20 protein-coding genes are annotated in these 21,215 nt (G+C 62.7%); 7 read left to right on the plus strand and 13 right to left on the minus strand.

Translation table 11 applies throughout. The features are described from left to right. Positions 1-12: 12 nt before the first annotated feature. From AC0L3O_RS01645 to bglB, 4 genes are all read right to left on the minus strand, one after another. Positions 13-1,275 carry an ABC transporter substrate-binding protein gene (locus AC0L3O_RS01645; protein WP_473614606.1) on the minus strand — a complete coding sequence of 421 codons (1,263 nt, stop codon included), beginning with the start codon at positions 1,273-1,275 and terminating at the stop codon, positions 13-15. A gap of 82 nt (positions 1,276-1,357) precedes the next feature. After that, a complete protein-coding gene (locus tag AC0L3O_RS01650; protein ID WP_473614608.1) occupies positions 1,358-3,883 on the minus strand; it encodes a hypothetical protein in 2,526 nt (841 codons plus the stop codon). After that, complete coding sequence (gene kduI / locus AC0L3O_RS01655) at positions 3,880-4,716, minus strand: 5-dehydro-4-deoxy-D-glucuronate isomerase (protein WP_027151263.1); 837 nt, start codon at positions 4,714-4,716, stop codon at positions 3,880-3,882. The genes AC0L3O_RS01650 and kduI overlap by 4 nt, the downstream gene beginning before the upstream one ends. After that, a complete protein-coding gene (gene bglB / locus AC0L3O_RS01660; protein ID WP_473614610.1) occupies positions 4,713-5,801 on the minus strand; it encodes a beta-galactosidase BglB in 1,089 nt (362 codons plus the stop codon). The genes kduI and bglB overlap by 4 nt, the downstream gene beginning before the upstream one ends. Before the next feature lie 119 nt (positions 5,802-5,920). Between bglB and AC0L3O_RS01665 the strand changes: the two genes are divergently transcribed. Then, positions 5,921-6,964, plus strand: coding sequence for a LacI family DNA-binding transcriptional regulator (locus tag AC0L3O_RS01665; RefSeq protein WP_473614611.1), 1,044 nt, complete (start codon positions 5,921-5,923; stop codon positions 6,962-6,964). Positions 6,965-7,002: 38 nt separating this feature from the next. Here AC0L3O_RS01665 and AC0L3O_RS01670 read toward each other — a convergent pair whose 3' ends face one another. Continuing rightward, positions 7,003-7,548, minus strand: a complete 546-nt coding sequence (locus AC0L3O_RS01670) for a flavin reductase family protein (protein WP_023797645.1) — start codon at positions 7,546-7,548, stop codon at positions 7,003-7,005. A gap of 67 nt (positions 7,549-7,615) precedes the next feature. Then, entirely contained in the window at positions 7,616-8,773 is a 1,158-nt protein-coding gene (locus tag AC0L3O_RS01675) for an LLM class flavin-dependent oxidoreductase (RefSeq protein ID WP_473614613.1), read from the minus strand. Positions 8,774-8,903: 130 nt separating this feature from the next. Between AC0L3O_RS01675 and AC0L3O_RS01680 the strand changes: the two genes are divergently transcribed. Further along, entirely contained in the window at positions 8,904-9,581 is a 678-nt protein-coding gene (locus AC0L3O_RS01680; RefSeq protein ID WP_473614730.1) for a GntR family transcriptional regulator, read from the plus strand. A 9-nt stretch (positions 9,582-9,590) separates the two neighbouring features. Continuing rightward, positions 9,591-10,721 carry a Gfo/Idh/MocA family protein gene (locus AC0L3O_RS01685; RefSeq protein ID WP_473614614.1) on the plus strand — a complete coding sequence of 377 codons (1,131 nt, stop codon included), beginning with the start codon at positions 9,591-9,593 and terminating at the stop codon, positions 10,719-10,721. Positions 10,722-10,910: 189 nt separating this feature from the next. On the opposite strand, the gene AC0L3O_RS01690 is transcribed toward AC0L3O_RS01685, so the two are convergent. The 7 genes from AC0L3O_RS01690 to AC0L3O_RS01720 all read right to left on the minus strand — a co-directional run bounded on the left by AC0L3O_RS01690 (position 10,911) and on the right by AC0L3O_RS01720 (position 17,205). Next, positions 10,911-11,969: a 3-carboxy-cis,cis-muconate cycloisomerase gene (locus AC0L3O_RS01690; protein ID WP_473614616.1), complete on the minus strand. Its 1,059-nt coding sequence runs from the start codon at positions 11,967-11,969 to the stop codon at positions 10,911-10,913. Further along, entirely contained in the window at positions 11,966-12,580 is a 615-nt protein-coding gene (gene pcaG, locus AC0L3O_RS01695) for a protocatechuate 3,4-dioxygenase subunit alpha (RefSeq protein ID WP_128166355.1), read from the minus strand. Before pcaG ends, AC0L3O_RS01690 begins: the two co-directional genes overlap by 4 nt. Continuing rightward, a complete protein-coding gene (pcaH, locus tag AC0L3O_RS01700) occupies positions 12,580-13,338 on the minus strand; it encodes a protocatechuate 3,4-dioxygenase subunit beta (protein WP_473614617.1) in 759 nt (252 codons plus the stop codon). Before pcaH ends, pcaG begins: the two co-directional genes overlap by 1 nt. Before the next feature lie 2 nt (positions 13,339-13,340). Further along, positions 13,341-13,739, minus strand: a complete 399-nt coding sequence (gene pcaC / locus AC0L3O_RS01705) for a 4-carboxymuconolactone decarboxylase (RefSeq protein WP_473614618.1) — start codon at positions 13,737-13,739, stop codon at positions 13,341-13,343. Continuing rightward, a complete protein-coding gene (gene pcaD / locus AC0L3O_RS01710; protein ID WP_473614731.1) occupies positions 13,736-14,536 on the minus strand; it encodes a 3-oxoadipate enol-lactonase in 801 nt (266 codons plus the stop codon). Before pcaD ends, pcaC begins: the two co-directional genes overlap by 4 nt. Positions 14,537-14,541: 5 nt before the next feature. Beyond that, the gene (locus AC0L3O_RS01715; protein ID WP_473614620.1) at positions 14,542-16,434 is read right to left on the minus strand and encodes a bifunctional sugar phosphate isomerase/epimerase/4-hydroxyphenylpyruvate dioxygenase family protein; all 1,893 of its coding nucleotides are present in this window, start codon (positions 16,432-16,434) and stop codon (positions 14,542-14,544) included. 84 nt (positions 16,435-16,518) lie between these two features. Next, complete coding sequence (locus AC0L3O_RS01720) at positions 16,519-17,205, minus strand: TetR/AcrR family transcriptional regulator (RefSeq protein ID WP_473614621.1); 687 nt, start codon at positions 17,203-17,205, stop codon at positions 16,519-16,521. A gap of 176 nt (positions 17,206-17,381) precedes the next feature. On the opposite strand from AC0L3O_RS01720, the gene AC0L3O_RS01725 reads away from it, so the two are divergent. The 4 genes from AC0L3O_RS01725 (at position 17,382) to AC0L3O_RS01740 (ending at position 21,215) form a co-directional block, all read left to right on the plus strand. After that, a complete protein-coding gene (locus tag AC0L3O_RS01725; protein WP_473614622.1) occupies positions 17,382-18,290 on the plus strand; it encodes a shikimate dehydrogenase in 909 nt (302 codons plus the stop codon). Between the two features lie 48 nt (positions 18,291-18,338). After that, on the plus strand, positions 18,339-19,325 hold the full coding sequence (gene dctP / locus AC0L3O_RS01730; RefSeq protein ID WP_287259083.1) for a TRAP transporter substrate-binding protein DctP: 987 nt from the start codon (positions 18,339-18,341) through the stop codon (positions 19,323-19,325). 73 nt (positions 19,326-19,398) lie between these two features. Continuing rightward, positions 19,399-19,917 carry a TRAP transporter small permease gene (locus AC0L3O_RS01735; RefSeq protein WP_091595709.1) on the plus strand — a complete coding sequence of 173 codons (519 nt, stop codon included), beginning with the start codon at positions 19,399-19,401 and terminating at the stop codon, positions 19,915-19,917. Beyond that, positions 19,914-21,215 carry a TRAP transporter large permease gene (locus tag AC0L3O_RS01740; RefSeq protein ID WP_128166371.1) on the plus strand — a complete coding sequence of 434 codons (1,302 nt, stop codon included), beginning with the start codon at positions 19,914-19,916 and terminating at the stop codon, positions 21,213-21,215. The genes AC0L3O_RS01735 and AC0L3O_RS01740 overlap by 4 nt, the downstream gene beginning before the upstream one ends.

Here is a 21,215-nt window from a genome sequence, read left to right on the forward strand (position 1 = left end):
ACTGCCGCGACGCTACTTCGATGCCTCGGCCACCTGTGCCTTGATGTCCTCGTCGATACGGACGAAAGCCTCGTCGAGCTTCAGCTCGCCGGCCATGACCTGACTGATGCGGGTCACCAGCGCGCCATAAACCGGAGTTCCCCATTTCCATGCCGGCAGGGCGGCGGCATTCGGCGCGATCTTGCCCGATGCCTTCAGGAAGGCTTCGAGCGACGCCTTGACGTTCTCGTCATCGGTCTTGTAATCGATCTTGCCGGCGAGAACGCCCTTGTGTGCGGGCAGGAACAGGGTGCGCTCGGTGAATTCGCGCATGATGTCCTCGCGGCCCAGGAAGTCCATCACCTTGCCGACTTCAGCGGGGTTCTTGGTGTATTTGACGGCGACCAGCGCGGCGCCGCCCGGCATGCCGGTGCAGGCGGCGGTGCCGCACGGCGAGCCCGTCGCCACCCAGTCGAAGTTCTTGCCGATCTTGCTGGCCAGGTTGGCAACCTGCCAACTGCCCGAATAATAGTAGGCAATCTGCCCATTGATGAAGTCGTCGGCCCCGGCGCGATAGGTGGTGCCCGACGCCGACACCCAGATTTCCTTGTTCATGCGGCCGTCGGCAACCCAATTGACCAGCTTTTCGGCGAAAGCTTTCGTGCCGGCGTCAATCGGCGCCGGCAGTCGATCACCGCCGATGTAGTTGGCGCCATAAGAGATGTTCGCCGCCGAGATACGATGGCCGCTGCGGTCGATGGCAAAGGCTGCGTTGAGTTGCTGGCTCTGCTGCACCTTGCCGGCGGCATCGACCCATTCGACCCAGGTTGCGGTGTCGGCCGGGATCGGCACGCCGGCCTGTTCGAAAAGCGTCTTGTTGACGAAGCCGCCGGTCAGCGTGATCTGGGTCATGAAGCCTGGAATGACCTTGGAACCGTCAGGGCGCATCCAGTCGAACTGGTCGCCGAAATTCGTCTGCCAGTATGCTGGATCGGCAACCACAGGCGTCAGGTCGAGCCAATGATCGGCGAGTTCCTTGATGTTGGTGACGCGGGCGATATCAGGGCCCCGTCCTGCCTCGAGTTCGACCGGAAGCTGCTCCTGAACAACCTTGTAGGCGACATTGTCGAGAATGACGTTGATGTCCGGATTGTCTTTCATGAAGCGGTTGAGCAGGTCCTGTATAACCTCGCCCTCGACGCCGTCCGAGTACCACATCACGCGAACGTCGCCTGCGAACGCGGTCGACGACAGAAGGCCCGCCGAAAGGCCCAGGATTATCGAATTCATTCTCATGGTTCACTCCTCCGCTTTTGCGGTTTCCACCGCTTGATTGTCGCTGTCCGAACTGCTTGTCGGGCTCCTTTTGATCCGATCCTCACCTGGTTGCGATGGCGTCGGCTGCGAAGAACGTGGCTTCGCCGCTGACCTGCCAGTCGGCCGGATCGACGACACGGCCCTCAGCCTCCATGCGGCCATCCGGATGGAACAGCACGTCGCCATATTCCGGGTCACTGACATGCAGAAGGTCGCTTTTTCCCTGGCCGAGCGCGAGCTGAGAAAACTGCGCCTCGAATTCCTCCAGCGACCCGTATTGCCGGCGCCGGCCCAGACGGATGATCCATGCGGCTTGGTGGCCCGACACGCGCAATTCGTTTCCAGCGGTCGGTCCGCGGCCGACCAGCTCGAAGGCGCTGTCGGCCTTCAGCATCGCGAACCCATCGCCGCCGCGCGCCGAAGCGATATGTTCCTTGATCCTCGCTTCGTCGAACGCGCTCTGTGGGAACCAGGCATGGGTAAAGTCGGGTTGCTCGGCAGCGCAGCTGAACAGCACAACTGCCAGGTCGCGGTATTGATGCACGCGCGGCAGAGATCCGCAGCCGCCCCAGTAGGATGGCCGGCCATAGCCCGAATGAATCGTCTCGCCCGGATGGTTGATCCATATCTGCGCGTCGGGATTGCCGCCGAGGCGCAGGTGCAGCACCGTTTCCTGATAACCCCATTCGTTCCAGCGATAGGCTGCCGCGCTTCCCATGGCGAAATCGCGGGTCTTGTAGTGGTAGAGCTTGGCGATCCGGTTCTGGCCCTGCGCGAAGCACCATTCCTGCGCGTCGTCGCCCGCCATGCAGGCGATGCCGGTCAGTTCTTGCGGGACGTCGAGCCCATGGTCGCGCAGGCAGAGCGCAAGCTGCGGCAGGGCGTGGAAGCGCATGCCGTACAAACCTTTGCCCCACAGCATGCGTGCAATGCCGGAAAGTTCCAGCGAACGGGCGGCGCGCAGCGTGTGTTCGTAGGAGCGGCCCTGCGCGCCGGTAAGCATGCCCTGCTGAGCCGAGCGGGCGACGATCTCGAGCAGGCGGTTGATCGCAGCCCCGGCGCGCCGGCGCACATCGGCGTCTGGCCCAAGCGCGTACAGGATCGTCAACCCTTTGAGATCGATCGGGAAATAAGGGGCGGAGTTGAATTCCGCCATCTCCCATGCCTCGAAATGATCAAGCCAGGCGCGCACGCGCGCAAGGCCCACGGTCGACTGCTCCGCGCCGGTGCGCCCCGAGCGGACAAAGCGGGCATCGGGCAGGAGATGGCCGCCGAGATAAGCCGCGGTGTGAAACAGAAGCGCGTGGTTTTCGGAAAAGTACCACTGCACGTCGTTGCCCGGCTCATCCATCCAATAGCGATAATTGAGGATCGCCTCGTCAATGCGGTGACGGAGATCGACCGCGATCCTGTCGCCATAGGCACGACGGCACCAGAGCAGTGGAACCAGGATGAAATCGGCGCAGTCGTGGCAATCCTCGATCGCCGGCAGTGCAGCAGCAATGATGGCGTCGGTTTCGGCGCCGCCACGGCCGGTCGCCAGCCGCGCCAGCGCCCGCACGGTATCGGCCTCTGCGAAGTTGGAGACCTGTTCCAGGGCTTCGCCGATCCTGTCGGCAAGGACGGCGGGAGCGCGGCCCTGACGCGCCGCATGACAGATCTCGACGCCGAAGACCCGCTGGGCAACAAAGCCTGAAGATGAGAGCGATACGGCAAAATGCCGGAAGTCGGCGGGAAGGTCTTCCGTGGCGGCAATCGTGATGCGTCTTGCCCCCGCTTCGATGCGGCGGCGGAAGATCACGGGCGCCTCGATCGACATGAAGTCGCCCTCGATCACAACAGCTACATCCACCGCAACCGGCAGCGCGACATCCGTCACCAGCGCCACTTCGCCGCCGGAATAAAATGGACGCTCGAAATGCATCGCGTCGAGAGCGGCTTCCATGGCCGCCGCGACGTCGCCTTTGACGGTCGTGGGCAAGACCTGTTCGGCAGCTGGACCCCGGAGATAGTCGAGTTGGAAGAAGTAGCGTGCGTCACGCTCGGCGAGATCGTCGAACCAGATGCTGATCTCGTTGGCGCCGGCGACGAGATCGACCTCGAAATCCTGAGAAGCCTCGAGATTGCGCCCGTAGGGCGCCATCCAGCCGGCCTCTATCCCGTTGACGAACAAAACGCCGCCGCCGCAGGTGCGCAGCCGCAGCCGCGCCTGGCCGTCCGAGCCTGCATCGAGCACGGTACTTGCCCAGGTGGCGACCACGGTCGGGCGGAACCAGAAGCCCGACAGGTCGACACGGGGCGAGCCGAACGGAAGCCAAACACGGTCCGGCTCGAACACGCCCTGCGGCTCGGGCCGTTTCCCGCGGCGTTCGGCGGCAAACTCGGTTCGGCAGGGATATTCGTGCGGGATGAAATTCTTGTGCTTGGTCAGGAAGAAGAAGGGATCCATCTCCCCTTGCATCGGCTGATCCGCAACATCGTAGCGCTGCTCGGACGTCGTGCCGACGAGCCAGTAAACGACGGGGCCGCCGAGCGCGAGCGGCCGGCGCAGCGTAAGATCGTGCGTGATCGGTTCCACGGTGTTCATCGCAGCGTCTCAACTGGCACGGGCGACACGTCGTTATAGGCCTGGTTCTCGCCGGTCATACCCCAGACGAAGGCGTAGGGGCCGGTTCCGCTGCCCATATGGATCGACCAGGCCGGCGAGATGACACAGTCGCCATTGGCCACGATCAAATGGCGGGTATTGTCCGGCCGTCCCATCAGATGGATTACCCGATCTTCCGCCGCGAGATCGAAATAGAGATAGGCTTCCATGCGCCGCTCATGCAGGTGAGGGGGCATGGTGTTCCAGACGCTGCCCGCAGCGAGATCCGTGATGCCCATCAGCAACAGACAGGAAGGCGCGACTTCCGGATGAATGTACATGCGCAATGTGCGCTTGTTGGCGCGTCGCTCCTCGCCGAGTTCGAGCGGCTTCGCCTCGGATTTCGTGATCAGCCGATGCTTGATGTCTGCGCCGGCCGGAACCGAGTTCATATAGAACCAGGCGGGGTGCGCGGCGCTGTCGCTTTCGAGCGTCACTTGCTTAGCGCCGCGCCCGACATAGAGCACATCGCGGTTGGCGAGCGCGAAGCGCTGCTGGTCGACGCTCACCGTTCCTGCGCCGCCGAGATTGGCGATGCCCATCTCGCGCGCGGTGAACAGATGAGGCGTGCCGACGTCCGCGCCATCGCCGAAACTCAGCGGCTCTCCGGTTGGGCACGCGCCGCCGACGATCATGCGGTCGACATGGGTGTAAGCGAAGGCGATACGGCCGGGCTCGAACAGCCGCTCCACCAGAAACTCGGCGCGCAGCCGCTCCGTTCCGTAGCCATCGATGTCGCCCGGACCGGCGCCGAAGAGAACGCGCATCGTCATGCCGCTGCCTCGTCAGCTTCGGCATGGATCATCCCCTCGGTGAGGCAGAGGATCGCCAGGGCCTGGCCGTAGCCGGTAGGCTGGATCGGGATGTCGCGGTAGAACTGGAGATCATAGCCCATGCGGGTGCCATAGGAAACGTTTCCGAGCACGCCGTTCTCGTCGATGCTGGCCAGGACCGCGTCGAGTGCGCGCCGGCCCGCTGGACCGCACGCCTTGGGCCCGAAGCCAAGGCGCGCAGCTTTCATGAGACCATAGCCGATGCCTGCAGTGGCCGACATCTCCTCATAGGAGGTCGGGTCATCGAGCAAAGTGTGCCATGCTCCCGATGGCGCCTGCAGGCGCAGCAGCGATTCGATCTGCGCTTCCAGCACGCCGAGCAGATAGGCTTCGACTGGCTTGCCGACACCACCATTTTCGATCAGGTCGAGGATGCCGACCGTGATCCAGGCGTTGCCGCGGGCCCAGAGAGCGCCGGCAAAATTATGTCGGCCGGCAAATGTCCAGCCATGGAACCACAAGCCGGTTTTCGGGTCGGCGAGATAGCGCGCATGGACGAGGAACTGGCGAACAGCCTCGTCGATGCAAGCTTGCCGGCCGGCCGCGCGGCCGTGGAAAGCGAGGAACAGGCCGGCCATGAACAACGTGTCGTCCCACAATTCGTCGTCGTTGATCTTGTCTGAGACATTGTGCTGGAACCCGCCCTCGGGCGTGCGAGGCATGTCGCGAAGCAGCCTTTCGGCCCATTGGCAGAGAGGCGTTTCCCAGCGCTGGTCGCGTGTCTCGCCCCAGAGCAATGCCAGCGCCATCATCGGAGCGGTGGTGTTGATGTTCATCGGCGGCAGGCCCGCCCTTAAATGGCGCTCGTACCAATCTTCGATTGTCTTCAACAGTTTCGGGTCGCGATTGTGCCGCCAGAGGCAAACGAGGCCGTAGAGGCCTACACCCTGCGGCCATTCCCAGGAATCGAAGCTGATGTAGTCGCCGGCCGTGCCGTCGAGGTTGGGCTCGTCGAAACGGCCGTCATGGCGCAGGCCGGTCATGCCGCGCACGAGCAGGTCGAGCTTTGAGCGCATATCTCTCATGGACGACGCCACCACTCCTCCCAAGTTTGCGCGATGTCGGGCAAATGGGTGCCACAGGAATTTTTATTGCGCAATCTGAAATTTTTTTGCAGCATGAAGGCCTGGTGAGGAAACAGCCTATGGTCGTCAAGGTCGAAAGCGGGAAGCGCGGCACGCCCAGCCGGCGCGTGCGGCTCGAAGACGTCGCCGCGCGCTGTGGCGTATCCGTCAGCACGGCGTCGCGGGCGCTTGCTGGCGGCAAGGGCGTGCGCGGCGACCTTCGGTCGACGATCATCGAAACCGCCAGGAAGTTGAACTACACGATCCCCACGTCGATCGCCGGCCGCAAGGTGATCCTCGCCGCAAGCAACGCTGCGAGGATCGACTATGGCCGCAACCAGTTCACCTTCTATGTGCTCGACGGACTGAACGAGCGCGCAAAAACTCTCGGTGTCGAGCTGGTGTCGCGCTCGATCGCCGACGCCGGTGAGCAGATCGCGCTGCTCAATGAGGCCAGGCAAGACAAGAGCGTCGTCGGTTGCCTGTTTCTGACGCTTGACGACGAGGCGGTGCTGACGCTGACCGGCGGTTTCGGCAAGCCGATCGTGCTCATAAACGGCGACGACCCGGCGATGCACCATTCGAGCCTGACGCCATGCAACCGCTCGGCGGCGCATCTCGCGACGCAGCACCTGCTCGACCTCGGCCACCGGCGCATCCTGTTCCTGATGCGACGCGGGCGGCGCACGATCGAGCGTCGCTTCGAGGGCTGGCAGGATGCACTGCGACAGTGCGGCCTGGCGGCCGGCGACCTGGCCGTGGAGGTGGCGGATTGGCTGCCGGACCTTGCGGCGGAAGCGATTGCGCGGCGCATCGAGGCGCGTGGCCTCGATTTCACAGCCGTGCTCGCCGCGGGCGACAGTCTCGCTATCGGCGCGATGATGGCGATCCGGAAGTCGGGTTACGAGGTGCCTGCCGACGTGTCGGTCATGGGCATGGATGACCTTCCGCAGGCAGCTTTCCAAAACCCGCCCCTCACGACGATGCATATCCCGATGCGCGAGATCGGCGCGGCGTCGCTCGACCTCCTGCTCGCCGATCTCGGCGGGGACCTGCCGCCGCGCCGTATCGAATTCGCCTGCCATATCGTGCAACGCCAGTCGACCGGCCCGGTTCGCGCCTGAGACGTATGGTTCACACCGCTGTCCGGGCCAGGCCATCGCTACATCGGTGTGGCCACGTTCGAACCGTCTTCGAAGCGTCCGTAACCTCCGCCGAAGAAAAGCAGAGGTTCGCCGTCTCGCAAGGTCGCGGCGGTTACGCGGGCAACGACGATCAAATGGTCGCCGCCCTCATGCCCGGAGATCCGCACGCATTCGAACCGCGACAGGCAGTCACCCAGCAGCGGCACGCCGGCATCGTTCAGGTCGTGCGGGAGGCCGTCGAAGGCTTGACCGGCGCGAGCGAAGCGCTGGCTCAGCTCGATCTGCTCCGCGCCCAAGACATGAACCGCGAAATGCTCGCAACCAGCGAAGGCGGCAAAGCGCCTCGAATGCCGGCCGATCGACCAGAGCACGATCGGCGGGTCGAGGGACACCGATGCAAAGCTGTTCGCGGTGATGCCGACGGGACCATCAGGCGTCATCGTGGTGACGACGGTGATACCGGTCGCAAACCGGCCGAGCGCGTCGCGGAACTCGCGCTTGCGGTCGGGGCCGGGCACGAAGCTTTTCATCGGTTGCTGCTCGGGGTTGAGGAAGTGGTACATCAGGCGCCCTCCTGGCCAAGGGCTGCGGTGGAAGCTTCAATCTCGTTGACGCGCCTTCGCAGCATCATCATCGCCGCTCCCCGGTTCCGAGCGGAGTCGCCGGGGTGATTTCCGGCACCCGGCCATAGACATGCGGCAGCGAGCAGGTGTTGATGTTCGGCAGCACGCGCTTGCCGAAGGACAGGGCCTCGTCGAGATGCGGATAGCCGGAGAAGATGAAGGCGCGGATGCCCATTTTCCGGTATTCCTCGATCTCGCACATGACTTGATCGGTCGAGCCGACGATCGCGGCGCCGCAACCGGAGCGTGCGCGGCCAACGCCGGTCCACAGATGCCGCTCGACATAGCCTTGTGCGTCGGCGCCGGCGCGGTTCTTTGCCTGGTGCGCGACGCCCAGGGATGTCGCGTCCAGTGCGCGGCCGCGGATAACGCTGCCCTGCTCGTCATCGAGTTTCGAAATCAGTTCCTCGGCATATTCGCGGGCTTCGGCTTCGGTGTCGCGCACAATCACGTGGACGCGCAGGCCATAATCCAATGTGCGGCCATGGGCGGCTGCACGCTCGTGAACATCACGCATGCGGTGCGCCAACACGTCCTTCGCCTCCGGCCACATCAGATACACGTCACACTGTGCGCCGCAGAGTTCGAGCGCGTCGGGCGAATAGCCGCCGAAATAGAGTAGCGGCCCGCCATTCTGTTGGTAGGGCTTTGCGGGATCGGCGGTTACTTTCCCGAATTGGTAGACTTCGCCCTGATGGTTGATTTCATCGCGCGTCCAGGCCTGACGCAGGATCTCGATGACCTCGCGCGAACGCTGATAGCGGAAGCGGCTGTCGGCGAGTTCGCCGGGAAAGTCGGAAGAGATGACATTTACAGTCAATCTGCCCTTCAGCATGTGGTCGAGCGTTGCGAGCGTGCGCGCCAGCATGATCGGTTGCATTTCGCCGCAACGCACCGCCGCGAGAAGGTTGATCGTCGAGGTTATCGGAGCGCAGCCCGCCACGAAGGACAGAGTATCCTGGCCGACCTGATAGGACGAGGGGCACAGGATATTGCGAAAGCCCAGTCCTTCGGCTGTCTTGACGATATCGGAGCAGTGCTCCCAACTCGACCGCAGCGCGCCATCCGGTACGCTGAGATAGCGGAAATCATCGGAGCACAAAGCGGAAAACCACGACACTTCAGCAGTATCGAGATCTGCGGACGTCACCGGAACGACCGTCAATGTCGGCACTCCTCGTTGTCAGAGACTGGATTTCCCTGTTGCATATCATTCGTGTTTGTGTAGATCAATAGTGTATCAATTTTGCGTTGGAGACAATGTGACCACGTCCAGAAACGCCTATGCGCTTCCGATGCATCAGCAGGTCAGCGAATTGCTGATTCGCGAGATCGCGGCCGGGCGGATGATTGAGGGCGAAAAGCTTCCGCCGGAGCGCGACATGGCTGCGGGGCTCGGAATAGCGGTCGGTACTTTGCGCAAGGCGCTCGGCGATCTCGAGCGCAAGGGCTTGCTCAGTCGCATCCAGGGTTCCGGCAACTACGTACGTTCGCAACCTGACGTGGCCAGTGTCTATTCCATGTTCCGGCTGGAACTCCTGGAGGGAGGCGGGCTGCCGACGGCGCGCGTTCTGTCAGTCGATCGGCTGGCGAAACCGATGGACCTGCCGGTGTTCGGGTCGAGCAGCGAGGCCCATAGAATAAGGCGGCTGCGGAGCCTCAGCGGCAAGCCGGCGGCGCTGGAGGAGATCTGGCTCGACGGTGCCCGTGTGGAGACGGTTGCTATCGAAGAACTGTCGGATTCGCTCTATCTCTACTACCGCAAGGCGCTCGGCTTCTGGATCTTGCGTGCAGAGGACCGCGTCGGGGTCGGCCAGGTGCCGGGATGGGCGCTGCCAGAATTCGGCCTCGCGCCGGGCGCTGCCGCCGGCTTCATCGAGCGTACCGGCTGGATGCAGGACGGCGCCAGCGCGGAGTTTTCCAGGACCTGGTTTGATCATGGCGTCGCGCGCTATGTCGCGCGGCTGCGATAGGGAACGGATATGGCGAAGCACATTTCCTACGGCATCATCGGCTGCGGCATGATGGGGCAGGAGCATCTTCGCAATATCGCGCTGCTGCCCGATGTCGGGGTCGCGGCGATCATCGAGCCCGACGCGATGATGCGCGCACGCGCGGCAGTCCTCGCCCCGAAAGCGTCGATCGCCGGCTCGGTCGCGGAGGTGGCGGCCGATCCGCGCGTCGACTGCTTGCTCATCGCCAGTCCGAACTATGTGCATTTCGCGCAGCTCAAGGAAATCGCTGCTATCCGTGCGCTGCCCATCCTGGTCGAGAAGCCGCTTTTCACCGATCCGGTCGACGCAGCCGCGGTGAAGGCGTTCGCCGCGACCTATACCGCACCAGTCTGGGTCGCGATGGAATACCGCTATATGCCGCCGGTCGCTCGATTCATCGAGCAGGCGCAGAACGCCACCGGCGGCATCCGGATGCTGACAATCCGCGAACATCGCTACCCGTTCCTGGACAAGGTGGCCCACTGGAACCGCTTCAACCGTCGATCGGGAGGCACGTTCGTCGAAAAATGCTGCCATTTCTTCGATCTCATGCGGCTAATCCTGAAATCGGAACCGGTAAGAATCATGGCGTCGGCCGGACAGGAAGTGAACCATCTCGACGAAAATTATGATGGCGAAACACCCGATATCTGGGATTGCGGCTACGTGCTGGTCGATTTCGCCAGCGGCGCGCGCGCCATGCTGGAACTGTGCATGTATGCAGAGGGCAGCCGCTATCAGGAGGAGATCAGCGCCGTCGGTGCGCGAGGTAAAGTCGAATGCCTGGTGCCGGGTCCCGGCCGCTTCTGGCCAGCCCATCTCGGCGCGGCGCCGACGCCGCAGTTGATCGTCAGCCCACGCTTTGCGCAGGGACCGTACACCGTCGAGATCCCGGTCGACCCGCAATTGTTGACGGCCGGCGATCACAACGGCTCGACGTTCTATCAGCATCAGAGGTTCTGCGCCGCCCTGCGAGGCGAAGGGCCGGTCGAGGTGACGCTGGATGATGGCTGGAAAGCTGTCGCCATGGGTATGGCCGCACAATTGTCGGCAAACCAGGGCACGGCCATTTCCAACCCACTCGATGCCTGCGAGAGCGCTCAGTGTGGCTGGTGGTAACTCACGTGATCGCTTGATCTTCTGACCAAGTGGTAAGCGCAGACGGCCAAATCGCAAGATCCACGGCGTGAGCCGCCTAAAGCGCGTCGCGTTTGACCGGCCTCATGCGACGCGCTTTAGGTTGTTGTTTTTATGCATGTCGTTGTCGCAAAACCGCTGCACTCTTTTGCGCGACATGCATTAGTGGGATCAGTCGACCTTGCCTCCGATTGCCGCTATGGTTCTGACCAGCCTGTCCGCGACACAGGTCGATGCTCCAGCCGCCATGAGCATCTGCGGCAGGATCAACCATTCCAGCGTCCAGGCTGCACCGGAGCGCTCTTGCTCATGGATCAGCGCATGATGCATTCCCGACAATTGGACCGCGTTGTAGCGGGCAAGCGTCACCAGCATCTCGGCGTCGACGGGATTGCGCTTGTGCGCCATGGCGGACGACGAACCGCCGCCCGCCCTTTGCAGCTCGTCGCCTGCCTGCGCCATCAGCGCAATGTCCTGCCCGAACTTGCCGAGGCCGCCCGTCACAAGCGACAGCCAGTTGGCCAGCTCAGCGATGCGGTCGCGCTGGCTGTGCCATTGCGGCGCGTCGCCGAGGCTTAGCTGCCGGGCCAGCGCGGCACGGACGGCGGCGCCCTTGTCTGCAAACTTCTCGAGTGTCCCGGCGGTGCCGCCGAACTGGACGACGAGAACCGATCCCCGCACCGATTGAAGCCGCTCATGGTGGCGCACGAGCGGTTCGCGCCAGCTTGCGACGCGGTCGGCTACGGAAATCGGAATTGCTGCCTGCATGCGGGTTCGGGCCATCAGCGTGCGATCGCCAAACCGATGGCCGAGATCGGCGAAGGCGACCACCAGAGCCGAAAGCCGTTCTTCCAACAGCTCGATACAGGCGCGAATTCTCAGGATCATCACCGTGTCGATCACGTCCTGGCTGGTCGCACCGAAATGCACATGCTGCGAATGCGGCTCTCCGACAGCATGCCTGATCTGCCGCACGAGCTCCGGCACCATGACGCCGTCGCGCGTCGTTGCGTCTCTCAGGGCCTGGATTTCCGGCCGGAAGTTGTCGAGGACGCGCCCGATGACGCTTGCTGCAGCCGCCGGGATGATGCCGAGCGCAGCTTCTGCGTCGGCGAGCGCCTTCTCGAATTGCAGCATCGTCGCAAGTTCGGCCTCGACGCCGAGCAGCGTCGCCATCTTCTCATCGCCGAGAAGCCCGGACAGGAGGGGATTGTCGAATGCTGCGATCATATGTCGAAGAAGACCGTCTCGTTGATGCCCTGGAGATGAATGTCGAACTTGTAGATGTCGCCATCGCGCGGCGCGACCAGCGTTGACACGCGCTCTTTCTGCTCAATGCGCATCAGGACGGGATCCTCGGCGTTGGCGGTTTCCTCATCGCCGAAATACATGCGGGTGTGAAGGCCAATGTTGATTCCACGCGCGACGATCCAGACCGTCAAATGCGGCGCCATCTTGCGGCCGTCAAAAAACGGCACGCGACCGGGTTTGATGGTTTCGAACAGGCATTCGCCCGTCGTCATGTCGGTGGGCAGCCGGCCCCAGCCGGTAAAGTTCGGGTCGGCGGAGCCGCGCAGATCCGAGGGCGAATTGTAGATGCCGGCGGCGTCCGCCTGCCAGATCTCCACAAGTGCGTCGTTCAGCGGCGAGCCGGCGCCGTCGATCACCCGGATATTGACCCTGATGCGTTCGCCCCTGGTCTTGTCGTTGACCATCGCGGTGCCTAGGTCGCGTTCATAGACGCCCGAGATACCGGCAAAGTTGGGCGTCAGCCCGATATGGACATAGGGTCCCGCGGTCTGCGAGGCGCTTTCCTTCAGCCGGCCGAGAGCCTGGACCATCAGTTGCCCTCGATGCGGTTTTCGAACAGCGTCGAGCGGCGGCCGCGCAGTACAATGTCGAATTTGTATGCCCGCGCATCCATCGGTATCGTTGCCTCCATGTCGAGTGCGGCGGTGAGGCCTTCAATAGCGCGGCGGTCGTTGATGGTCCGCACGATCGGGCACCTCCAGATCATCGGGTCGCCCTCGAAATACATCTGGGTGATCAGGCGCTGCGCGAAGCCGTGCCCGAAGATCGAGAAATGGATGTGCGCTGGACGCCAGTCGTTGGGTCCGTTGGGCCAGGGATATGGCCCCGGCTGGATCGTGCGGAAACAATAGGAGCCATCCTCGCCGGTGATCGTGCGGCCGCAGCCGCCGAAGTTCGGATCGAGTGGCGCGAGATAAGTCTCCTTCTTGTGTCGATAGCGTCCGCCGGCGTTGGCCTGCCATACCTCCAGCAACGCACCGGCGACGCCGATGCCGCGCTCGTCGAGCAGGCGGCCATAGACGAGGATGCGCGACCCGATCGCGCTTTCGCCCGGCCCGGCAAAATTGTGTATGAGGTCATTGTCCAGTTCACCGAGAATACTTTGGTTGAAGACCGGCCCGGTAAGCTCCGACAGCGTGTTGTCGAGGGAAAGAAGCGGCCGTTGCGGCGAGCGCAGCACGGACGTCTTGTAGGCCGGCGTGAAGGCCGGTGGATGCCAGTTGCGGTCGCGCGGAAAGAAGGCGCCGATCTCCGGCGTGCGGTTGGCGGGAAAGCGCGACTTGGTCATGATTAGCCGGCTTGAGCGTCGATTTCGTCGAACGTCTTCCTGGCGATCTTCATCGCATGATTTGCCGCCGGCACCCCGGCATAGATTGCCACATGCAGCAGCGCCTCGCGTATGTCGTCGCGCGTCACCCCGGTATTGACGCTGGCGCGGATATGCATCGCAACCTCTTCGTCCTGCTTCAGCGCGGCGAGCAGCGCGATGGTGATCATGGAACGCTCGCGCCTGGTGATGTTAGGCCGCGACCAGACGTGGCTCCACGCAGCCTCCGTGATCAGTTCCTGGAAAGGAATGTCGAATTCGGTCTTGGCCGCCTCTGCGCGGTCGACATGGGCGTCACCCAGCACCGAACGGCGCGTCGCCATCCCTTCGACGTATCGGTCGCCGTGTCGTGGCTTGCTCATTTGCGCTCTCTTGGCATGTCGTTCAGGAAGCCACGGATCAGCCCGGCGAGCCTTTCCGGCTGCTCGACGCATGGGATGTGGCCCGCACCGGAGATGACCTCGAACCGTGCGGCAGGGATTGAGCGGGCCAGCGATTCCACCAGTTCAGGCGGCGTCGATCCGTCCTGATCGCCGACAATGCAGAGTGTCGGCACTTTGATCGCTGCGGTCGTCGCGGTGAAATCGGCGTCGCGGATAGCCGCGCAGGCAGCGGCGTAGCCGGCCGGATCCTGGCGCGTCAGCATCGTTTTATAACCCGCCAGTTCCTCGCCGCGATTCTTATGGAAATCCGGCGTGAACCATTTTCGCATCACGTCGTCGGCAAAGCTGGCGATGCCCTCCGACAGGGTCGCGTTGATGCGCCCGTTCCACATCTCGGCCGTACCGATTTTCGCTGCCGTATCGCAAAGGATCAATCCCTCGATCAAATCCGGCCGCGTCTTGTAAAGGCATTGCGCAATGACGCCGCCGATCGAAAGCCCGCAGATCACCGCGCGCTTTACGCCAAGATGGTCGAGCAGCCCTGCAAGGTCCGTCGCATGGGTCTCGATTGTTTGCGGCGCGCCACCCAGTTCGCTCAGGCCGTGTCCGCGCTTGTCGAACGCAACGGATGTACAGTCGTCGGCCAGCCTTCGCTCGACCTCGTTCCAGATGCGCATATCCGTGCCGAGCGAGTTGGCGAAGACGACCGTCGGCCTGCCAGTTTCGGGACGATGCCGGTAGTGGATCGTCGCGCCATTGATGCGAGCAAAGTTCATACTTGTCATAGCTTTGGCATTCCTTTGGGCCGCATCAGCCGTTTTTGCGCGGCGATGCGGAATGGTGCGTTCGGCGCACCATAGCCTGCATACGCGCCGCGCCGTTCAACGAACTCGATAATGAATCCCTCTCCGAATGTCGGCGCATAGAGCTGAAAAAATTCGCCGTTGTCGTCGCGGTCATAAAGGATGTTGGCCGAGCGTAACCGATCGGCGACCTCCGGATCCAGACCGAAGCGCGCTTCTACGTCGTCGTAGTAGTTCATCGATATCTGAAGCGGTTCGAAGCCGTTGGCCTGCAACTTCGCCGCCGTCGCAAAGATGTCATCCGTCGCGAGTGCCAGATGCTGGACGCCGGAACCAAAGGTTTCGGCGATGAAATGGCCGGCCAGGGTGCGGTGACTCTCGGCGCCGTTCAGCGTGAGGCGGAAGCGCTTGTCCAGACCTTCGATGACCTGGCTGCGCACGAGGCCGGCCGGATCGACGATGTCGACCATCGGGGTCTTGGTCGTCCTGAAGATCGAGACATAGAACAGCAGCCAGCTCGGCATCTCCTCCTGTGCCATGGTCTGCCCGACATGATCGATACGGGTGAGGCCGACGCCATTGCCGGAACTTGCCGACGTGACCGGCGTGAACTCTATGTCCCAGACCTTCGCCAGGTCGGTCTTGGCATGGAGGAAGTAGATCAGTCCGCCGCCGACGCCGCGGATCGCAGGGATCGACAACTCGCCGGGCCCGACCCGCTGGTGAAAGATCTCCGCGCCCAGCGCCTCGGCGCGCGCCACCGTGGCGGCGGCGTCCTCGACCTTCAGGCCCATCGCGTATGCCGACGTGCCATGGACAACAAAGGAAGAATGGGCAAAGCCCTGCCGCTCGGTATTGATGACAATATTGATCTCGCCCTGGCGGTAGAGCGTGACCTCCTTGGAGACGTGTCGACCGGCCTCGACAAAGCCGAGCATGCGCAACAGCGATCCAAGCTGTCCGGCGTCCTGGCGATCGGCCGCGAACTCGATGAACTCGACCCCTGCAACCCCGATGCGGTCGGGCATTGGCGGGATGGCCATCTCAAGTGCCGGTTCTTCACGCCGCACCTGATCCATCAACCATACGAGCGAACGCCGTCCGTCCACGGAGATCGCCTTTGCCGACCCGCCACGGAATTGGTCGTTGAAAATCTCGAGCGACAGATAGCCGTCATAACCGGTTGCCGCGACCGCTTGCATGAACTGTCGCACCGGCAGATCACCTTCGCCTGGCATGTTGCGGAAGTGCCGGCTCCAATACAGCAAGTCCATTTCGATCAGCGGCGCGTCGGCGAGTTGGACAATGAAGATCTTGTCCGCGGGTATCGAACGGATGGAGCCGAGTTCAATCCTGCGGGCCAGCGTGTGGAAGGAATCGAGAACCAGCCCGACGTTGGGATGGTCAGTCCTGCGCACGATTTCCCACGCATCGCGATGATCGTTGACGTGACGCCCCCAGGCCAATGCCTCGTAGCCGACGCGCAGACCGCGCCTGGCGGCGCGCTCGCCAAGCTCGCGAAAGTCCATGGCCGCCCGGTCGATCCCGCCAAGCGAGACCGGCGACACCGACGAGCATACCAGCATCAGATCGGTGCCGAGTTCCTGCATGACGTCGAACTTGCGCTCGGCACGATCGAAGGCGCGGTTGCGCTGCGGCTCCGGCAACCCCTCAAAATCCCTAAACGGCTGGAAGAGCGTTATGGTCAGACCTGTGTCACCAGCCATTCGGCCGACGTCGCGCGGCGAGCCGTCAAAGGCGAGGAAATCGTTCTCGAAGATTTCGACACCGTCGAAGCCCGCGGCGGAAATTGCCGCGAATTTCTCCGCCAGGTCACCGGCGATCGACACCGTCGCGATCGACGTCTTCAAACGCGCCTCCTCCCTGGTTTGTCGTGAACGAACCAGTTCGTACATAACTAAGGCAACGCTGGCAGCACCGCAAGTTTCGGCCGCTCAGCGTTCTGCGGGAGCTTCGTCCTTCGCGACAAAACGCAACAGCATCTCCACGCTGTTGCGTTTGAGCCGCTCGAGTTGTGCCGGCGCGCCGAAGTCGCGTCCGAAGATCATCGAAAAGGTGGTGCGATTGGAAACGTTGAAGAAGCACAGCGCGCTTACTTGCCAATGGAGTTCGATCGCGTCGAGTCCCGGCCGGAAGACCCCCTCTTCGACACCGCGTGAATAGATGCGAGAGATGTGGTCGATCGCCGTCACGTTCAGTTCGCGGATCGCATCCGATTGTTGGAGGTATTGGCCGTGATGGATGTTCTCGATCATCACCATGCGGATGAATTCCTCATGTCGGTGATGGTGGTCGAACGTGAACTCCACCAGGCGCGTCAGTGCCGCCACGGGGGGCAGACCTTTGATATCAAGTTGAGCCTCGCCCTCGCGCACCTGACGATACGCGTTCTCGAGCGCGCGCAGGTAGAGGCCTTCTTTATCGCCAAAATAGTAGTAGATCATGCGCTTGCTGAAGCGTGTGCGCGCCGCAATCTCGTCTATGCGCGCGCCCGACAAACCGTTCAGGGCAAACTCCTTGGAGGCGATCTCCAGGATGTTGCGGCGCGTGCCCTCAGGGTCCTGGATACGCGTCGTGCTCGCGTCCGGCTTCGGCTTTCGTTCTTTCTTGATAACGGCCATGCAGTTTGAGTTCCCGCCCCGGCGCAGCCGGCATTTGACTAAACTAACCAGTTAGTACATCATTCGCAAATCGCGACCGGCTCATTTACCGGCGCGTTTGGCGTGAACACAAGGGCGATCCAGGAATTGCCGCATTTGGGCAGGGAGGCGGCCCGCACAGGGAGGAATTTCGGGAGATGGGCGACAGCCTTGTCGACCTGCTTTGCCGTCTTGCCGACGAGCACAAGGGCGCCGCCAGCGGCCACAGCGAAAAGGTCGTGATCGGCCTTGTCGGACGCGGTATTCAGTCCTCGCGCACGCCCGGCATGCACGAGCGGGAAGCCCGGCGCCTCGGCATCGGCTATTCGTACCTTTTGCTCGATTTCGATCGGCTAGGATTTCCGGACGCGGCGATCGGCGACTTGATCGCGGCGGCGGAAATTGCCGGCTTTCACGGCCTCAACGTCACGCATCCGTTTAAACAGGCTGTCATTCCCGTCCTGGATGCGCTGTCGCCGGAAGCGCGCGCGATAGGCGCGGTGAATACGGTCGTCTTCGCTGGCGGACGCAAGGAAGGCCACAACACCGACAGCTGGGGTTTCGCTGAGAGTTTTCGCGAAGCGATGACAGGCGCATCGATGGGCAGTGTCGCGATGTTCGGCGCCGGCGGAGCGGGCGCCGCAGTCGCAAACGCGCTGATGCAAATGGGCGTTGGCCGGCTGTTCGTCCTCGACAGCCAACCCGGTCGCGCCTCGGATCTTGCGTCGCGCATGGGCGCCTTGTTCGGCGGTCGCGTCGAGACCTGGCCGGACCCGGCCGCAGCCGTGCGCATGGCAAACGGCATCGTCAACACGACGCCGGTGGGCATGGCGAAATACCCCGGAACACCGTTCGACACGGCTCTTCTGACAGCCGAAAAATGGGTCGCCGACATAATCTACTTTCCGACCGAAACAGAGTTGCTGGTGGCCGCCCGAACGATCGGCTGCAGAACGCTGCCGGGCATCGGCATGGCGATCTATCAGGCCGTCCGCGCGTTCGAACTCTTCACCGGGCGCAAGGCCGACCGCCGCGCCATGGCAGATCACTTCGAGGCCGCCGCATGAAGGCAATGACGTCTATAACCATATGAAGACCATAGGGAGGAAATCGACATGAAAGCTGAAATCAACCGACGCCTGTTCATGGTCGCCGCCGGCGCACTCGCCGCCGCGACCGCCGTTCCCGCCTTCGCGCAGGACAAGCCGAAGCTGCGTTTCTCGGCCGTGTTCTCGGAACAGGACATCCGGGCCGAGATGATGAAAATGTTCGCCGACGCCATCAAGGACGACTTTGCCTTCGAGGGTTATTACGGCGGCAACCTGTTCAAGCAGGGCACCGAACTTGTCGCCATCCAGCGCGGCAACCTCGAGATGGGCAACGTCGCCCCGCAGGACATCTCCAAGCAGATTCCGGCGTGGTCTATCGTCACCGCCGGCTACCTGTTCCGTGACGCCGCGCACGTGAAGGCGTTCTTTGCCAGCGATGCCGGTGCGGAGCTGAAGAGGATGACCGAGGACCAGCTCGGCGTGAGGGTGCTCGGCCCAACCTATTTCGGTCTGCGCCAGGTCGGTCTGAAGCCGGACAAGGAAATCAAGACTCCCGCCGACATGGCAGGCATCAAGCTGCGTATGCCGGGTGGCGACGCCTGGCAGTTCCTCGGCCAGGCGCTTGGTGCGAACCCTACGCCAATGGCCTATGCCGAGGTCTATACCGGCCTGCAGACAGGCGCAATCGACGGGCAGGACAATCCGTTGCCCAACGTCGAGAACATGAAGTTCTACGAGGTCATGTCGCAGATCGTGCTTACCTCGCACCTTGTCGGATTCGACCTTCTCAGCATCTCGAAAAAGGTGTGGGACGAGATGGGGGCCGAGAAGCAGGCAAAGGTCCAGGCCGCGGCGGACAAGGCGATCGACTTCTCGACAGAGAAACACCTGACGCGCGAGAAGGAACTCGTTGAAACATTCAAGGGCAAGGGCCTGAAGATCTACGAACCCGATGTCGCAGCATTCCGCAAGCATGTGCAGGAGCAATATCTTGCCTCCGACCTGGCCAAGGAATGGCCTGCCGGGATGGTCGACAAGATCAACGCGCTTTGACGCGACGAACGCGCCGGCCGGTCCGCTTGCGACCGGCTGGCCGGTTTGGCCAGACGCCCGTCAGGGAGGCATCATGAACCCGGGATTGAGAAAGGTCGGCGGCTGGCTCTACCGGCGCGCCGAGAACGCCATCGCCATCGCAATCGGCGCCATGTTCGCCGCGTTTCTGCTGCAGGTTGCTTTTCGCTACCTTCTCAACTGGCCGACCGGCTGGAGCAACGAGCTCACCGTCGTACTCTGGATCTGGGTTGTGCTGTTCGGCGCAGCGTTCGTCGTTCGTGAAGAAGAGGAAATCCGTTTTGATCTCCTCTACGCCACAGTCGGTCCGGACATCAGGCGGGTAATGACGCTTGCCTTCGCAATCGCTCTCGTCGCGCTCTATGGCTGGTCCTTTCCGGCCGTCTTCAGCTACGTGACCTTCATGAAGGTCGAGAGCACCGCCTACCTCAAGATACGCTTCGACTGGCTGTTCTCGATCTATCTCGTCTTCGTGGTCGCCGTGATCGCCCGTTACCTGTGGCTGGCGTGGCGTGCTCTGCGCGGCGAAGCGCCGGCGGAATTCGACCCCACGAAAGCGAGCTCCGGCGTATGAATCTCGCGAGCCCCTTTTCGCTGTCAGTCGTTGCGATCACAGCGCTGGCCCTGCTTGGCCTGCCGATCGGTCACTCGATGATCGCCGGGTCGATCCTCTATCTCTGGCTTGCAGGGCTCGACATGGGCACCTCGGCCGAGCAGCTCCTCAACGGGCTCTACACAAGCTATATACTGCTTGCCGTACCGATGTTCATTCTCGCCGCGGAGTTGATGAACGCCGGGACCATGACCGACCGGCTGCTGCAATTCTGCAACGCCGTTGTCGGCCGTTTCCGCGGCGGCCTCGCGCAAGTCAACGTGCTGCAGTCGATCATCTTCGCCGGCATGTCCGGCTCGGCCATCGCCGACGCCGCGGGCACCGGCAAGATGATGCAGCAACTCATGACCAGGGATGGCAAGTACCCGGCGAGCTATGCCGCTGCGCTGACAGCCGTCACCTCCGTCATCGGCCCGATCATTCCTCCGTCGATTCCGCTGGTCATCTACGCGCTGATCTCGGATGCATCGATCGGCTACCTCTTCATCGCCGGTATCGTGCCGGGCCTTCTTCTCGCCCTGTCGCAGATGATCATCGTCGCCATCGACGCGCGCCGGAAGAACTTTCCGGTCGAGAAGCCGGTGCCGCTCAGGGAATTACCGGGGATCACCTTGCGCGCATTTCCGGCGCTGATGCTGCCGGTCGTTCTGCTGGTCGGCATAAGGGGCGGCGTGATGACCCCGACCGAGGCCGCGGCGGTCGCCGCCGGCTACGCGCTGCTCATCTCGGTCGCGATCTATCGCAGCGTGACGCCGGGCCAGCTCTACCATGCGCTTCTCAACAGCGCCCGCACCACCGCCTCGATCGGCATGCTCATCGCCGGCGCCCTGGTGTTCAACTACGTTGTCACGGTTGAGAACATTCCGCAGTCCCTGTCGGTGATCCTGAAGTCCTGGGATCTTTCGCCGATGGGTTTCCTGATCCTGGTCAACATCCTACTGCTGCTCCTGGGCTGCGTGCTGGAGGGCACGACTATCCTGCTGGTAATCGTGCCGGTGCTGATTCCGACGGCGCAGGCGCTCGGTGTCGACATGGTGCATTTCGGCGTAATGGTCGTCGTCAACATCATGCTCGGGCTCGTCACCCCGCCCTACGGGTTGCTGCTGTTCATCATGACCCGCATCGCAGAGGTGCCGCTGCGCGACCTGGTGCACGACGTAATGCCGTTTCTCTACGCCATGATTGCCGCCCTGATGCTGATCACCTTCTTCCCATCGCTGGTGCTGTGGCTGCCGCGCCTGCTGGGCTATCAAGGATAG

It is taken from the genome of Mesorhizobium sp. WSM4810, assembly GCF_055811235.1.

What these genes read in the sequence shown, in the direction of transcription:
- AC0L3O_RS01645 (WP_473614606.1), bottom strand. Translation starts at nt 1,275, where the DNA reads ATGAGAATGAATTCGATAATCCTGGGCCTTTCGGCGGGCCTTCTGTCG.
- AC0L3O_RS01650 (WP_473614608.1), bottom strand. Translation starts at nt 3,883, where the DNA reads ATGAACACCGTGGAACCGATCACGCACGATCTTACGCTGCGCCGGCCG.
- kduI (WP_027151263.1), bottom strand. Translation starts at nt 4,716, where the DNA reads ATGACGATGCGCGTTCTCTTCGGCGCCGGTCCGGGCGACATCGATGGC.
- bglB (WP_473614610.1), bottom strand. Translation starts at nt 5,801, where the DNA reads ATGAGAGATATGCGCTCAAAGCTCGACCTGCTCGTGCGCGGCATGACC.
- AC0L3O_RS01665 (WP_473614611.1), top strand. Translation starts at nt 5,921, where the DNA reads ATGGTCGTCAAGGTCGAAAGCGGGAAGCGCGGCACGCCCAGCCGGCGC.
- AC0L3O_RS01670 (WP_023797645.1), bottom strand. Translation starts at nt 7,548, where the DNA reads ATGTACCACTTCCTCAACCCCGAGCAGCAACCGATGAAAAGCTTCGTG.
- AC0L3O_RS01680 (WP_473614730.1), top strand. Translation starts at nt 8,904, where the DNA reads ATGCATCAGCAGGTCAGCGAATTGCTGATTCGCGAGATCGCGGCCGGG.
- AC0L3O_RS01685 (WP_473614614.1), top strand. Translation starts at nt 9,591, where the DNA reads ATGGCGAAGCACATTTCCTACGGCATCATCGGCTGCGGCATGATGGGG.
- AC0L3O_RS01690 (WP_473614616.1), bottom strand. Translation starts at nt 11,969, where the DNA reads ATGATCGCAGCATTCGACAATCCCCTCCTGTCCGGGCTTCTCGGCGAT.
- pcaG (WP_128166355.1), bottom strand. Translation starts at nt 12,580, where the DNA reads ATGGTCCAGGCTCTCGGCCGGCTGAAGGAAAGCGCCTCGCAGACCGCG.
- pcaH (WP_473614617.1), bottom strand. Translation starts at nt 13,338, where the DNA reads ATGACCAAGTCGCGCTTTCCCGCCAACCGCACGCCGGAGATCGGCGCC.
- pcaC (WP_473614618.1), bottom strand. Translation starts at nt 13,739, where the DNA reads ATGAGCAAGCCACGACACGGCGACCGATACGTCGAAGGGATGGCGACG.
- pcaD (WP_473614731.1), bottom strand. Translation starts at nt 14,536, where the DNA reads ATGAACTTTGCTCGCATCAATGGCGCGACGATCCACTACCGGCATCGT.
- AC0L3O_RS01720 (WP_473614621.1), bottom strand. Translation starts at nt 17,205, where the DNA reads ATGGCCGTTATCAAGAAAGAACGAAAGCCGAAGCCGGACGCGAGCACG.
- AC0L3O_RS01725 (WP_473614622.1), top strand. Translation starts at nt 17,382, where the DNA reads ATGGGCGACAGCCTTGTCGACCTGCTTTGCCGTCTTGCCGACGAGCAC.
- dctP (WP_287259083.1), top strand. Translation starts at nt 18,339, where the DNA reads ATGAAAGCTGAAATCAACCGACGCCTGTTCATGGTCGCCGCCGGCGCA.
- AC0L3O_RS01735 (WP_091595709.1), top strand. Translation starts at nt 19,399, where the DNA reads ATGAACCCGGGATTGAGAAAGGTCGGCGGCTGGCTCTACCGGCGCGCC.
- AC0L3O_RS01740 (WP_128166371.1), top strand. Translation starts at nt 19,914, where the DNA reads ATGAATCTCGCGAGCCCCTTTTCGCTGTCAGTCGTTGCGATCACAGCG.